This is a genomic window from Pseudophaeobacter sp. 1A09344 (assembly GCF_041008745.1).
Classification (GTDB): Bacteria; Pseudomonadota; Alphaproteobacteria; order Rhodobacterales; family Rhodobacteraceae; genus Phycobacter; species Phycobacter gallaeciensis_A.
Genome location: NZ_JAXGFS010000001.1, coordinates 20,483 through 33,962, shown reverse-complemented (window position 1 = coordinate 33,962; position 13,480 = coordinate 20,483). Strand labels below are relative to the sequence as shown.

11 protein-coding genes are annotated in these 13,480 nt (G+C 62.5%); all 11 read right to left on the bottom strand.

All coding sequences use genetic code 11. From position 1 onward, the window contains the following. Window positions 1-49: 49 nt before the first annotated feature. The 11 genes from recN to murC all read right to left on the bottom strand — a co-directional run bounded on the left by recN (window position 50) and on the right by murC (window position 13,480). On the bottom strand, window positions 50-1,696 hold the full coding sequence (recN, locus tag SM765_RS00135; RefSeq protein ID WP_274836698.1) for a DNA repair protein RecN: 1,647 nt from the start codon (window positions 1,694-1,696) through the stop codon (window positions 50-52). A gap of 24 nt (window positions 1,697-1,720) precedes the next feature. Further along, a complete protein-coding gene (locus tag SM765_RS00130) occupies window positions 1,721-2,569 on the bottom strand; it encodes an outer membrane protein assembly factor BamD (protein ID WP_065273058.1) in 849 nt (282 codons plus the stop codon). Window positions 2,570-2,819: 250 nt separating this feature from the next. Next, the gene (lpxC, locus tag SM765_RS00125) at window positions 2,820-3,785 is read right to left on the bottom strand and encodes a UDP-3-O-acyl-N-acetylglucosamine deacetylase (RefSeq protein ID WP_274831779.1); all 966 of its coding nucleotides are present in this window, start codon (window positions 3,783-3,785) and stop codon (window positions 2,820-2,822) included. A gap of 183 nt (window positions 3,786-3,968) precedes the next feature. Next, window positions 3,969-5,639 (bottom strand): cell division protein FtsZ, encoded by a 1,671-nt coding sequence (gene ftsZ / locus SM765_RS00120; protein WP_274836697.1) that lies wholly within the window; start codon window positions 5,637-5,639, stop codon window positions 3,969-3,971. Between the two features lie 428 nt (window positions 5,640-6,067). Beyond that, window positions 6,068-7,402 (bottom strand): cell division protein FtsA, encoded by a 1,335-nt coding sequence (gene ftsA / locus SM765_RS00115; protein WP_065273055.1) that lies wholly within the window; start codon window positions 7,400-7,402, stop codon window positions 6,068-6,070. A 1-nt stretch (window position 7,403) separates the two neighbouring features. Next, on the bottom strand, window positions 7,404-8,297 hold the full coding sequence (locus SM765_RS00110; protein WP_274836696.1) for a cell division protein FtsQ/DivIB: 894 nt from the start codon (window positions 8,295-8,297) through the stop codon (window positions 7,404-7,406). Beyond that, on the bottom strand, window positions 8,285-9,205 hold the full coding sequence (locus SM765_RS00105) for a D-alanine--D-alanine ligase (protein ID WP_065273053.1): 921 nt from the start codon (window positions 9,203-9,205) through the stop codon (window positions 8,285-8,287). The genes SM765_RS00110 and SM765_RS00105 overlap by 13 nt, the downstream gene beginning before the upstream one ends. Window positions 9,206-9,559: 354 nt before the next feature. Beyond that, window positions 9,560-10,498, bottom strand: coding sequence for a UDP-N-acetylmuramate dehydrogenase (gene murB / locus SM765_RS00100; RefSeq protein WP_274836695.1), 939 nt, complete (start codon window positions 10,496-10,498; stop codon window positions 9,560-9,562). Between the two features lie 97 nt (window positions 10,499-10,595). Continuing rightward, window positions 10,596-10,847: a DUF2484 family protein gene (locus SM765_RS00095; protein ID WP_274833475.1), complete on the bottom strand. Its 252-nt coding sequence runs from the start codon at window positions 10,845-10,847 to the stop codon at window positions 10,596-10,598. After that, window positions 10,844-12,043 (bottom strand): APC family permease, encoded by a 1,200-nt coding sequence (locus tag SM765_RS00090; protein ID WP_274836694.1) that lies wholly within the window; start codon window positions 12,041-12,043, stop codon window positions 10,844-10,846. Before SM765_RS00090 ends, SM765_RS00095 begins: the two co-directional genes overlap by 4 nt. A 21-nt stretch (window positions 12,044-12,064) precedes the next feature. Further along, window positions 12,065-13,480 carry a UDP-N-acetylmuramate--L-alanine ligase gene (gene murC, locus SM765_RS00085; RefSeq protein ID WP_065273049.1) on the bottom strand — a complete coding sequence of 472 codons (1,416 nt, stop codon included), beginning with the start codon at window positions 13,478-13,480 and terminating at the stop codon, window positions 12,065-12,067.

Below are 13,480 nucleotides of genomic sequence, written 5' to 3'. Positions count from 1 at the left end.
AAAATTGCCAAACCACCAACACTGAGCACACAGGACCGTGACCCGTGCGTCAGCCGGTCAGCAAGGCTCCGGCGGCGGCGCGCGCTTCTTTGGTGATGGTATCGCCCGACACCATCCGGGCGATTTCATCCACCCGTTCCGTCTCGCTCAGCGGCACCACCTCGGACAGGGTCATGCCATCGGTGACGCGTTTCTGCACCCGCCAGTGATGCGCGCCCTGGGCGGCGACCTGCGGCGAATGGGTGACGACCAGCACCTGCCCGCCCGAGGCAAGGGATTTCAGGCGCCGCCCCACCGCATCAGCGGTGGCACCACCGACCCCGCGGTCGATCTCGTCAAAGATCAGCGTCTTGTCGCGATCCTCACCGCGCAAGCAGACCTTCAGGGCCAGCAGGAAGCGGCTCAGTTCCCCGCCCGAAGCGATCTTATTGAGCGGACCCGCCGGGGCACCGGGATTGGTCGCCACGGTAAAGGCAACATCGTCGTGGCCCTCCGGGCCCGGGGCGCCTGCGGTGATCCGGGTTTCAAAAACCGCGCGCTCCATCTTGAGGGGCGCCAGTTCAGCCATCACCGCTGTGTCCAGCGCCAGCGCGCTGTCGCGGCGCGCGGCACTCAGCGTCTCTGCAGCCGCTACATAAGCCGCCTCAGCGTCGCGCAGGGCGGCCTCCTGATCGGCCAGATCCTTATCGCCTGCATCCAGTGCCGCCAGTTTTTCGCGCAGGGTATCGGCATAGGCGGCCAGATCATCGGGCAGAACGTCATGCTTGCGCGCCAAGGCACGGATCGCAAACAGTCGCTCTTCGCAATCTTCCAGATCGCCGGGATTGAAATCGAGAGCAGACAGAACTCGTTCGACGCCATCTTGCGCATCGCCCAGTTCAATCATCGCCCGGCTGAGCGCCGCCAGCGGCTCTGTCAGCCCGATCTCCTCGGCGCCCTCAACACCTTCCAGCCAGCGCTGCGCCTCGCCCAGCGACGGATCGGCCCCCTCGCTCAGCAGCGCATGAGCACGGGCGATATCGCCCCGGACCCGCTCTGCCCCCTGCATCTGGCGGCGGCGCGCATCCAGCGTCTCGTCCTCGCCTGGCTCCGGGCTCAGCTTGTCCAGTTCCTCAACCGCGTGACGCAGGAATTCCTCTTCGGCGCGCACCGCATCCAGTGCTGCGCGGGTGGCCTCAACCGTCTTGCGGGCCTTGGCGGCCGTCGTCCAGGCCGCGCGGGTCTGTGACAGCAGATCCGGCACCCCGGCAAAGGCATCCAGCAGGCTGCGGTGCCCCTTTGGGTTCAAAAGACCCCGATCATCGTGTTGGCCGTGCAGTTCCACCAAGGTTTCCGACAACGCGCGCAGCACCTCACCCGAGCAGCGCCGATCGTTCACCCAAGCCGTCTTGCGGCCCTCAGCGGTATTAACGCGGCGCAGGATCAGTTCATGCCCGGCTGGCAGGCCTGCCTCTTCCAGAACCGCATGGGCCGGATGGCCCTCGGGCAGTTCGAATTCCGCGACCACCTCGCCCTGCGAGGCGCCCTGCCGCACCAGTTCGGCGCGTCCGCGCCAGCCCAGTACAAAGCCAAGGGAATCGAGCAGGATCGATTTACCAGCGCCGGTTTCGCCGGTCAGCACGTTGAGGCCGGCCTGAAAGTTCAGCTCCAGATGGTCGATGATCAGAATATCGCGGATATCAAGCGCGCGCAGCATTACTTTGCTCCGTTGCAAACGCTGTTACAGCCACTGGCCCTTGATCGACTGGCGATAGATCTGGCTCAGCCAGTTGTTCCCCCGGTCACGCATCTTCAGACCCTGCGACGTCAGCAGTTTATAGCTGTCCTGGTACCACTCTGTCGATTGATAGTTGTGCCCCAGGATCGCGCCGGCGGTCTGCGCCTCATCCACCAGACCCAGCGACAGATAGGCCTCGACCAGACGGTGCAGCGCCTCGGGGGTGTGACTGGTGGTCTGGAAATCCTCCACCACCACACGGAAGCGGTTGATCGCCGACGTGTAGTGTTTGTGGCGCAGGTAGTAGCGCCCGATTTCCATTTCCTTGCCCGCCAGATGGTCGAAAGCCAGATCGAATTTCAGGATTGCCGAGTTGGCATATTCGCTGTCGGGGTAAACCTCGATTACGGTGCGCAAAGCCTGCAGCGCCTGGAAGGTCAGCCCCTGATCGCGGCCGACTTCGTCGATCTGGTCATAAAAGCTCAGCGCCAGCAGGTATTGCGCATAGGCGGCGTCTTCGTCGGTCGGGTAGAAATCGATGAACCGCTGAGCGGCGGCGCGGCTGTTTTCGTAATCCTTGGCACGGTGATAGGAAAAGGCCTGCATGATCAGCGCTTGTTTCGCCCATTCAGAATAGGGATAGAGGCGCTCGATCTCGGAGAAGTAAAAGGCCGCGTCCTTGGACCGGCGGCGTTCCAGTTCGAACTCGCCGCGTTCAAAGATCTGTTTGGGGGTATAGCCGTCCAGCGCGCCTGCCTTTTCGGCCGCGCCACCGTCGCCGCCGCAGCCCGACAATGCAGCCATCAGAACAACCGCACCGATCCATTTGGCTCCTGCCCTGATGCCGATCATCTTTGCCTTACCTCACCGCATTTGACTCGCGGGTGTCCACCCCGGTTATGCCCGGTCTAGCACATTCAATTGGCGTGCAAAACGCCTTTAACCCACTTCGCCCTCACTTGGCAGAGATTGTCGGCCCGGGTCAAGCCTGCGGCGCCCCAGCGGTGGGTGCCGGACCACAGGTACAAATGAAAAAGGGCACCTAAGTGCCCCTGTCCGTCTTCCATCGGTGTCCTGATGATTGCGCTGATCCCTGCAGGGATCAGGCGACCTTGCGGATGGCTGCGGGGATTTCCCCCCAAACCAGCCCCTGCCCCGGCAGGCGGGCCACCATAGCCGCATCACACTCTACCAGACGCACCGCGCCGGGGGTTGCGAACAGCGCCCGCAGCAGGGTGTTGGTCAAGGCATGACCAGCACGCTCGCCGATATAGCGCCCCATCAGCGGCGCACCGGCCAGCGCCAGGTCACCCAGCGCGTCCAGCATCTTGTGACGGACCGGCTCATCCGAATGGCGCAGACCTTCGCCGCTTTCAACCTCTTCACCATCGAAAACAACAGCGTTCTCGCCCGGCACACCGCCAAGAGCCAGGCCATTGGCCTGCATCGCCTCGACATCAGCGCGGCGGCAGAATGTACGGCTGTCGCACAGCTCGCGGGCAAAGGCTCCATTGCGCAGGTCCAGCGTCTTGCTCTGACGTCCAATCGCCTGTTCAGCGAAATCAATGTGGAATTCGATCATCAGCCGGTCGCAGGGCAGAATGGTCGCCTTTGCGCCATCTTTTTCGACGCTGACCTCCTTCAGAACCTGCAGAACCTGCACCGGAGCAGACAGGCGACGCACGCCTTTCTGCATGATCCCGCGCACAAACAGCGCCGAGGAGCCATCAAGGATCGGCACTTCGGGTCCATCGATTTCAATCAGGGCGTTGTGCACACCACAACCAGCCAGTGCGGCCATCACGTGCTCAACGGTAGATACCGACACACCGGCGGCGTTGACCAGACGGGTGCACAGCGCGGTGCGCTCCACATAGTCCCAGCGGGCCGGGATGACAGAATTGCCCAAAGCGATATCGGTCCGTTTGAAACGGATGCCATGATCCGCCGCAGCCGGTTTCAGAACCATCCGCGCAGGCTGGCCGGAATGCAGGCCTGCGCCTTCAAATGTCACCGATGCTTTCAGGGTATTCTGCACCTTGTGCCTCTTTCTTCTGGGTCCGGCCATCTGGGGCCGTGTTGCCGATGATAGGTAAGGAAACGGGCACGCGGGCTCAACTCAATCTTTGTAACGGATTGAAACATCCCTGTAACGAATAGGCAAAACACTGCCTAGATGCGTGCAACCTTCTGGAACAAAAGGAAAAAGGGCCGCCAGATGGCGACCCTCTTCACGAGATATTCTGAAAAATCAGTTGGCCTGACGGCGTAGGAAGGCCGGAATTTCGATCCGTTCCTGATCCGGATCGGCCTGCTGCTGCGGTTGCGGCGCGGCGGATTGCTGCGGCGCGTGCTGCGGGGCCTGCGGCTGCTGACGCACCGGCTGAGGCTTCGCCTCACCGCCTTCGGCAGCGCTGCCGGTCATCCGGTGGATAAGCGAATTCAGGCCAAAGCGACGCTGTTCCTGCTGCGGTGCGGGCGCCTGCTGCTGTTGCGGAGCTGCGGCGGCCGGGCGCTGTTGCGGTTGCGGCGCGGGCTGTGGTGCCGCTTGCTGCGGCTGAGCCCGTTGCGCGGCGGCCTGCAGACGCACGATGGCCTCGGGCGACGGCGTGCCCGGCGCCGGAGCCTTGGGCGCGACAAAACTGTCGGCCCCGCCTTCGGCGGCATCGGCCTGCGGCTGGAATTCCGGAACCTGCGGCTGATAGGCAGGCGGCGGCAGGCCGTCGTCGTCATAGGCTTCGGTCTCAGCCGGGGCTGCTTCGGGCTGCGATGCGGTGGCGTCCAGACCTTCGAACAGGGTCGGCTCCTCGTGCGAGGCTTCCGTGGCTGCGACGGCAGGCTGTTCAACCGGCTCGTCCAACTCCAGCGGCGCGGCACGGGTTTCTTCAACGCTGACGGTTTTCTTCAACGGCGCCGACATCGGACGGCGTGCAACCGGCATGTCGGTGTTCACGTCGGAAGCATCGATACCGGTGGCCACGACGGACACGCGCATCTTGCCTTCCATTTCGGTGTCCAGGGTCGAACCAACGATGATATTCGCATCCGGGTCCACCTCTTCGCGGATCCTATTGGCAGCCTCGTCCAGTTCGAACAGGGTCAGGTCGTGAGCGCCGGTGATGTTGATCAGAACGCCGCGCGCACCGCGCAGGCTGATTTCGTCCAGCAGCGGGTTGGCGATGGCCTTTTCTGCGGCCTGAATGGCGCGATCTTCGCCTTCGCCCTCGCCCGTGCCCATCATCGCCTTGCCCATTTCGTCCATCACGGCGCGAACGTCAGCAAAGTCGAGGTTGATAAGGCCGGGACGGACCATCAGGTCTGTGACACCTTTGACGCCCTGATAGAGGACATCGTCCGCCATCGAGAAGGCCTCGGTGAAAGTGGTTTTCTCATTGGCCAAGCGGAACAGGTTCTGGTTCGGGATGATGATAAGCGTGTCGACGACCTTCTGCAGCGCCTCAACGCCGTCCTCGGCCTGGCGCATACGCTTGGCGCCTTCGAACTGGAACGGTTTGGTCACGACACCCACGGTCAGAACACCCAACTCACGGGCGGCCTGCGCAATGATCGGCGCGGCGCCGGTACCGGTGCCACCACCCATCCCGGCAGTGATGAAGCACATATGCGCCCCGGCCAGATGATCGACGATCTGTTCGATGCTTTCTTCAGCGGCGGCCGAGCCGACCTGCGGACGGGCACCTGCGCCCAGACCTTCGGTGACTTTGATACCCAGCTGGATCCGGCTTTTCGAGGCGCTTTGCTGCAAGGCCTGCGCATCCGTATTGGCGACGACGAAATCGACCCCTTCCAGCGCCTTCTCGATCATATTGTTGACCGCGTTTCCACCCGCGCCACCGACACCGAATACGGTGATCTTTGGCTTCAGCTCTTCCTGTCCGGGCAACGAAAGGTTCAATGTCATGCTCTTTCCGCCTGTGTTGATAGCCCTCCCGCAAGGGCCTTTTCCTGACTTTTCTGCGGAAATTGTACCGCAGCCTCGGAGTCGCGTCATCCCAAAAAGCGTCGGCGGCTACAAAATATGGCCCCTGATCCATGGAAATCTGCGGTATTTCGCCTAAGACGACAGATCTAGCGGTTAAATAGCAGCTCCCCCACAAACACCAGAAAACCCCGACGCCCATAGGCACCGAATTCATATTCTGAGTTATCGCGGTCTGGCCACTGCCCGGCCTTCAGACTCGTCGCTTAATGCGTCCGTTAACCCGAAACTAACGGTTTCGGGCGGCGCTGTCACGGGGGGCAAGGCCCACAAAGGCGACTTTTTTCAGGCTCAATATCGCCTCGCGTGCGGTGCAGGTCACCAAAATTCAACCGGGGTGGGCGCAGGCCTTACCAATTGTCTTTGAACCACTTCACCGCGCGGCGCAGAGAGCGGGCCGGATAGCGGTCGACCGGCATTTCGAAATCCCACCATTCGTCCTGCGGATGCGCCGCAAAGAGACTGAGCCCCACGGCCGAGGCAAAACCCGGCCCGGTCGCCGATTGCGGCAGACCGTGGACGCGAAGTGGACGTCCGAGGCGCACCTGCTGGCCGAGGATACGACTGGCCAGGGCATCAAGCCCCATAATCTGGCTAGAGCCACCGGTCAGCACGATCTGCTGGCTGGGCAGGTATTCAAACCCGGCCGCATCCAGGCGGACCCGCACCTCTTCCAGGATCTCCTCGACCCGGGGACGCATGATGCCGATCAGCTCGGCCCGGCTGACGGTGCGCCGATCGTGCTCCCAGTCGCCGGTATCCCCGCCAATATCGATCATATCGCGGTCGTCGGCGCCGGTGGCATGAACGCCGCCGCAAAAGGTCTTGATCCGCTCGGCATTGGCCATCGGAACACCCAGCCCCATGGAAATGTCGCTGGTGATATGATCACCGCCCATGCGCACAGCATCGGCATAGATCATATGTTTCTTCATGAAAACCGAGATCGAGGTCGACCCGCCGCCCATGTCGATACAGGCCGCGCCCAGCTCCTGTTCGTCCTCGACCAGCGCCGCATAGCCCGAGGCATAGGCCGAAGAGGCAATGCCTGCCAGCTCCAGATCACAGCGCTGAATGCAGCGCATCAGGTTCTGCACAGTGGCGGAATCCACCGTCAGCATATGCATGTCCACCGACAGGGTCTGCCCCATCTGGCCGCGCGGATCCGACAGGCCCGAACGGTTATCAAGCGCGAAATTCACCGGCTGGGCGTGGACCACTTCGCGCCCGGCGCCATAATCCGGCACCTCGCAGGCGGCCAGCACGCGGGCGATCTCGTTCTCCGACACTTCCTGCGCCTGAAGTTCGACCTTTGCATCCAAACCGTAGGAACGCGGATTGGCCCCGGCGAAGCAGGCGATCACGTGGTCGACACGGACACCTGCCATCTTCTGCGCGGCCTGAACGGCGGTGCGGATGGCCCGTTCGGTTTCCTGCATGGCGGAGATTTCACCGAACTGCACCCCGCGCGAGCGGGTGGTCGCGGCGCCGATAACCCGGAAGCCGGATTGACCGGCAAGCGACCCGATAGCACTGTCTTCATTAGGTTGGGCAGAGCCATCAAATCGCAGGACAAGACAGGCAATCTTGGAACTGCCTACATCCAGAATGGCCACGACACCGCGCTGCAATGCCTGCCGCCGCATCTGCCGCATGGCACGCTGCGATTGATAAAGATCCGTCATCTTACAGCCCACCCCCGTTCATTTCCCTGATCCGCCACCAGTTTTCCACTGCATTTTCTGTCATCCGGACCGTCGGTCGCGCCGCGATCCGCATATCTACGGCGGCGACATCACGCTCCAGCAGATCCTTGACCTCGCTGACCACGATCACCCGCTCCAGCGCCTGCACCGGGTTGTCCTCGGGCAGCATGATCCGCTGACCGCGATCCAGAACCACGTCCCAACGCCGTTCGCCAACCCGTACCAACCCCCGCAGCCGGTCGCCAAGCGGGCTGGCTGCTGCCAGAAGCCGCATCGCCTCCTCGGCCTCGCGATTGGCCCCACGCCCGGCAATGAGCGGCAGATCAGGATGCAGCCTCCGCTGTCCCAACTCGGCCACATGCGCGCCGGTTTCATCCAGAAGCGCCAGCCCGTCGCGGCTACGCCAGATCAGCGCCGGTTTACGTTCTTCCACATTGACCTGAAGAATACCGCCCGGGCGGATCCGCACGCTGGCGGTGCGCACCGGGTCAAGTCCTTCGATCACATCGCGGATCTGGCCCAGATCCAGATCGAAGGAGCTGATCGGAAAATCGAGCGGCACCACTTCGCGGATGTCTTCGGAGACGCTGGTCCCTGCCCCGTCGATGGCCATGACGTTGACCATGAATTCAGGACGCTCCTCGATCGAGGCGCGGATCGAATTGATCGTGCCCTGCAAGGCGTCGCGCCGCCCTTCATCCGCCAGAAACGCGGTTCCCGCCGCAGCCAGCAGGCAGATCGGCACCCCGACCCGCAGACCGAACCGGATCCCTGGCGTCAGCATCCAGCGCTGCAACCGGTATTTCAGGCGCGAAGGCGCCGGATCGGACGCTCCGCTGTGTTCCTTGCTCTTGCGCCGGATCAGCGACCGCATGAGGCGTCCTCCACCATCCATGCGCAAAGCTGCCCAAAGGTGATGCCGAAATGTTCGGCTTGCTCGGGCGCCAGCGAAGTCGGCGTCATGCCGGGCTGAGTGTTGGTTTCCAGAATGATCAGCCCCTCGGCGCCGCGGCTTTCGTCCCAGCGGAAATCGGTGCGGCTGACACCGCGGCAGCCCAGTGCATCATGGGCGCGTTTGGCGTATTCCAGGCACAGATCGAAAATCTCCTGCGGCAGATCCGCAGGCAGCACATGGCGCGATCCGCCCGGCTGATATTTCGCATCATAATCGTACCAGCCATCGGTCAGAATGTCGGTCACGGTCAGTGCCTTGTCGCCCATCACGGTCGCGGTCAGCTCGCGCCCCGGGGCATAGGTTTCAACCATCACCTGATCGGGCATGTCGTCCGAGAGTTTCGGCGGCGCATTGGCGGCCTCATGCACCAGGTAGATTCCAACGCTGGAGCCTTCATTATTGGGTTTAACCACATAGGGAGGCGCCATCACGTGGGACGCCTCGACCTCAGAGCGGGCAAAGATTTCGCTGGCGACCACCGGCAGGCCAACGCTGCGGAACAGGGATTTGCTGCGCTGTTTGTCCATCGCTAACGCCGAGGCCAGCACACCAGAGTGGGTATAGGGAATACGCATCCATTCCAGAAGGCCCTGCACGCAGCCGTCTTCGCCCCAGCGACCGTGCAGCGCATTGAACACGACGTCAGGTGCCGCAGCCTCAAGCTGCGCACACAGATCTGGACCCGCGTCCAGTTCGATCACCTGATAGCCTTCGCCCCTTAGCGCGGCGGCGCATTCACGCCCGGAGGACAGGGACACCTCACGCTCAGCCGAGGGGCCGCCCATCAATACCGCCACTGTCGGGAGTGTCCTGCTCGACTCACTCACCACAAGTGCCTCAATTCATCGGGCTTAACGCCCCTGCTTCTCGCGTCCGTTATTCGACCGCGTTCATTATTCTGGGATCACCACCGCATCGGCGACAGAGATCCTTTTGCTTGCATCAGAAGGCAATCATGCCGTGGGGCGCGGCAAATCACGTCCCATAGGTCATCATACTGCCCAAAGAGTTACCGGGACCTTAACGTCCTCTTTACCAACCTTAATGGATGTCTCTTTCTTGCCCCAATTTCACACGCCGTTCCAGCCAAAACAATCATGCCGGAGCGAATGATTGCGAATTACCCACACTCGCCCAGCGCGGCGTGGATTACGGGTGACACTGACAGGGCTGCCGCCACTTTAGTCCGGCAGGTTCTCGCCGATCCGCATGATTTCCCACTGCAGGGTAATGCCGGAATTCTCCAGCACCTTGCGACGTACCTCTTCTCCCAACGCCTCCAGATCGGCGGCGGTGGCATCCCCGGTATTGATCAGGAAATTCGGATGTTTCTCGCTCATCTGCGCACCACCAAGGCGGGCACCGCGCAGACCGGCATCCTCGATCACTTTCCAGGCTTTTAGATCGTGCACATCCCCCGCCTGCCCGGTCGAGGAAAACCCCGCCGGATTGCGAAAGGTGGAGCCGGCCGAACGATCCTTGACCGGCTGTGTCTCATCGCGCTTCTTCAGCTGCTCTTCCATGCGGGCATGAAGCACCTCGGGCGCGCCTTTTGGTGCCTTGAAGGTGGCAGAGACAAGAACCGCACCCTCGGGAAACGCGGTCTGGCGATAGGCGAAGTTCAGATCCCCGGCCCCAATCTGTTGCAGCTCGCCCGCGCGGGTCACTACCGTCGCCGACTGGAATACATCCGCCGTATATGATCCATAACAGCCCGCATTCATCCGCACCGCGCCGCCGATCGATCCGGGGATGGTGCGCAGAAAGGTCAGGTCCAGCCCCGCGTCAGCCGCCTTGCGTGCCACATGGGCATCCAGCGCCGCAGCGCCTGCGGTGACGGTATCGCCGTCGATTTCAATCTGGTTGAAGCCACGCCCCAGCCGGATCACCACTGCGCGGATACCCCCATCCCGCACGATCAGGTTCGAGCCGACGCCCATGGGAAAGACCGCAACATCCTCAGGCAGGGCGCACAGGAACTCCTGAAGATCATCGATATCCGCAGGCTGAAACAACACATCCGCAGGCCCGCCCACACGCAGCCAGGTCAGCTCCGACAGGCTGCGCCCCTCGGTCAGGCGTCCACGCACGGCAGGAAGGGATTTAGTGATTTCGGTCATGATGTGCCACTCGTTCGGTTTCCTGCAGGGTTTAAGGCAAACCCGAATGGGAAGAAAGGACCGCCGAGCTCCCGCATACCCCGCGTAGAACCCGCCATCAGCCGCGCAGGACCACCCGGCGCAACCAACGGCCCAGATAGATCACCGGATAGCGCAACACACTCATCCCTGCGACCAGCACCGCCAGCCCCCACCATGGACCGTTTTCATAGGTGACATAGCCAAGGATCGGGATGCCGACGGCGATCAGTGCATAGGCGCGGCGCCAGTGATTGTCTCGGCTGGGTATCATGGCCAGGACATTGGCCGTCAGCGCCCAAAGCGCGGCAAGGATCAGGGACAGGCTCACAACATACCTCCCACGGCTGTAATCAGGGCGATGGTGGACAAAACAAGCCCCACAATCGGCACCGCTATCGGCACCTGAAAGGGCGCGCCGGGCGCGTGGCGTTTCTGCAAGATCAGCGCGAGGTTCACCAACACAAAGACCGACAGCAACACCGAGGACGTAACCTCGGCCAGCCGATCCACCGAGAAGAACAGGGCCGTCAGGATCACCGCCGCACCCAATACCAGCGTGGCCAGCACCGGCGTTCCGAACCGGGGGTGGGCGTGATGGAACAGGGCCAGCGCCGGACTGCGTTTGCCCAATCCGAACAGCACCCGCGAGGCCATGACGATCTGCGCCAGGATCCCATTGAGCGCAGCAAAGACCGCGATATAGGACAGGAAATCGGGGTTCGATCCGCGCGCTGTCTGCCAGACCAGTGCCAGCGGGCTGCTGGATTGCGAAAGGTCGGCCACCGGGACAGTACGAACCGCAGCCCAGCAGACCAGCGCATAGATGATCGATGTAATGGTCAGCGACAAAAGGATCGCCTTCGGCATGGTGCGGGTCGGTTCTGAGACCTCCTCGGCCATGTTGACGATGTCTTCAAACCCGATGAAGGCAAAGAAGGCCAGAACCGCACCAAGGCCAAGGCCCGCCCAGACGGTAATGCCCGGCAGGTCCTGCGGCAGGGCCCAATCCGGCGACACATCGCCGGTGCCACCGGCCCAAATCACCAGCGCCAGCCCGGTCAGCTCAATCGCGGTAAAAACCGCCGCCAACGACAGGCTTTCCAGAACGCCAATCACGGCCACCGCCACCAGCGCCAACCCCATGGCGATGATCGCAAGGGTTCCATCCACGCCGGTTGCCGCCGTCAGATACCCAGCCCCGCCGCGTAGCACCGCGCCGGCAGAGACGGTTCCAGCCACAACCACGGCAAGCCCCACCAGCAAGGCAAGGGACTGCGAGCCAAACCCCTGCCCGACAAAGGCCGCCTCTCCGGCAGCTTCGGGTACGCGTGAGGAAAACTCCGCATAGCTGAGCGCAGTGGGCGCGGCGATCAGCCCTGCCAAAACAAAGGATAGCGGCGCCCAGATCCCGGCGTCGGCGACAACCGCCCCAACCAGAACGTAGATCCCCGCCCCGACCATGACGCCGACGCCGTAGGCGGTCAGAAGACCAAGGCCAATACGGCGTTTCAGCGGCTCAGCCATGGCAATGTCCTTTCGCGGGGGCTATTGGCTTTTGCTTAGCCGCTCAGGCAGCCCGTTGGCCCAGGCGCTGATGGTACCTGCGCCGAGGCAGACGACCATGTCACCGGGGCGCGCCTGTTCACGCACCAAACGCTCCAGATCGTCCTCGTTCAGCAGCGCGCGGGCGTGGCGATGGCCATGACGGATCAGCCCCGCCACCAGATCGTCGCGGCTGGCGCCTTCGATCGGGTCCTCACCGGCGGCAAAGACCTCGGCGATGGCGACCACATCGGCATCGTTGAAGCAGGCGCAGAAATCATCAAACAGGGAAGACAGGCGTGAATAGCGGTGCGGCTGGTGCACGGCGATGACACGAGCATTGCTATCAGCGCCAACGGCCTGACGCGCGGCCTTCAGCACGGCGGCGATTTCCACCGGGTGGTGGCCATAATCGTCGATCACGGTAACACCGTTCACTTCGCCCACCTTGGTGAAACGGCGGTTGACCCCGCCGAATGCAGCCAGCGCAGCGCGGATTTCCTCGCCTTTCATGCCCAGATGGCGCGCCACGGCCACTGCCGACAGGGCGTTGGAGACATTGTGATCCCCCGGCATCGGCAGAGTGCAGCCTTCGATCTTCTGACCTTCCGCCTGCAATAGGATGTCGAAATGGGCAACGCCCGCCTTGTAGGTCAGGTTCACGGCACGAACATCCGCCTGCGCGTTGAAACCATAGGTGACGACGCGGCGGTCGGTGATGCGCCCCACCAGCGCCTGCACCTCGGGGTGGTCGGTACAGCAGACCGCGACACCATAAAAAGGAATGTTCGAGACGAAGTTGTAAAACCCGTCGCGCAAAGTATCAAAGTCGCCCCAATGCTCCATATGCTCGGGGTCGATATTGGTGACGACGGCAATGGTCGCAGGCAAGCGGTTGAAGGTGCCGTCGCTTTCGTCCGCCTCGACCACCATCCATTCGCCCTGCCCCATGCGGGCGTTCGATCCATAGGCGTGAATGATGCCGCCGTTGACCACGGTGGGGTCAAAATTCCCGGCCACCATCAGCTCGGCCATCATCGTGGTCGTGGTGGTTTTGCCATGGGTGCCGGCAATGGCGATGTTGGATTTCAACCGCATGAGCTCGGCCAGCATCTCGGCCCGGCGCACGATGGGCAGCCCCCGGCGGCGCGCCTCGTCCAGTTCCGGGTTGCCCGGTTTGATCGCTGAGGAAATCACGACGACTTCGGCGTCTTCCAGGTTCTCAGCCCGCTGACCTTCAAAAACCAGCGCACCGAGGCTCTCGAGCCGCTGGGTGATCTTTGACGACTTGAGGTCAGACCCCTGCACCACATAGCCAAGGTTGAGCAGCACCTCGGCGATGCCGGACATGCCGATACCGCCGATGCCGACAAAATGGATCGGGCCAACATCTCCGGGCAATTTGGTTGCGGGCGTCAT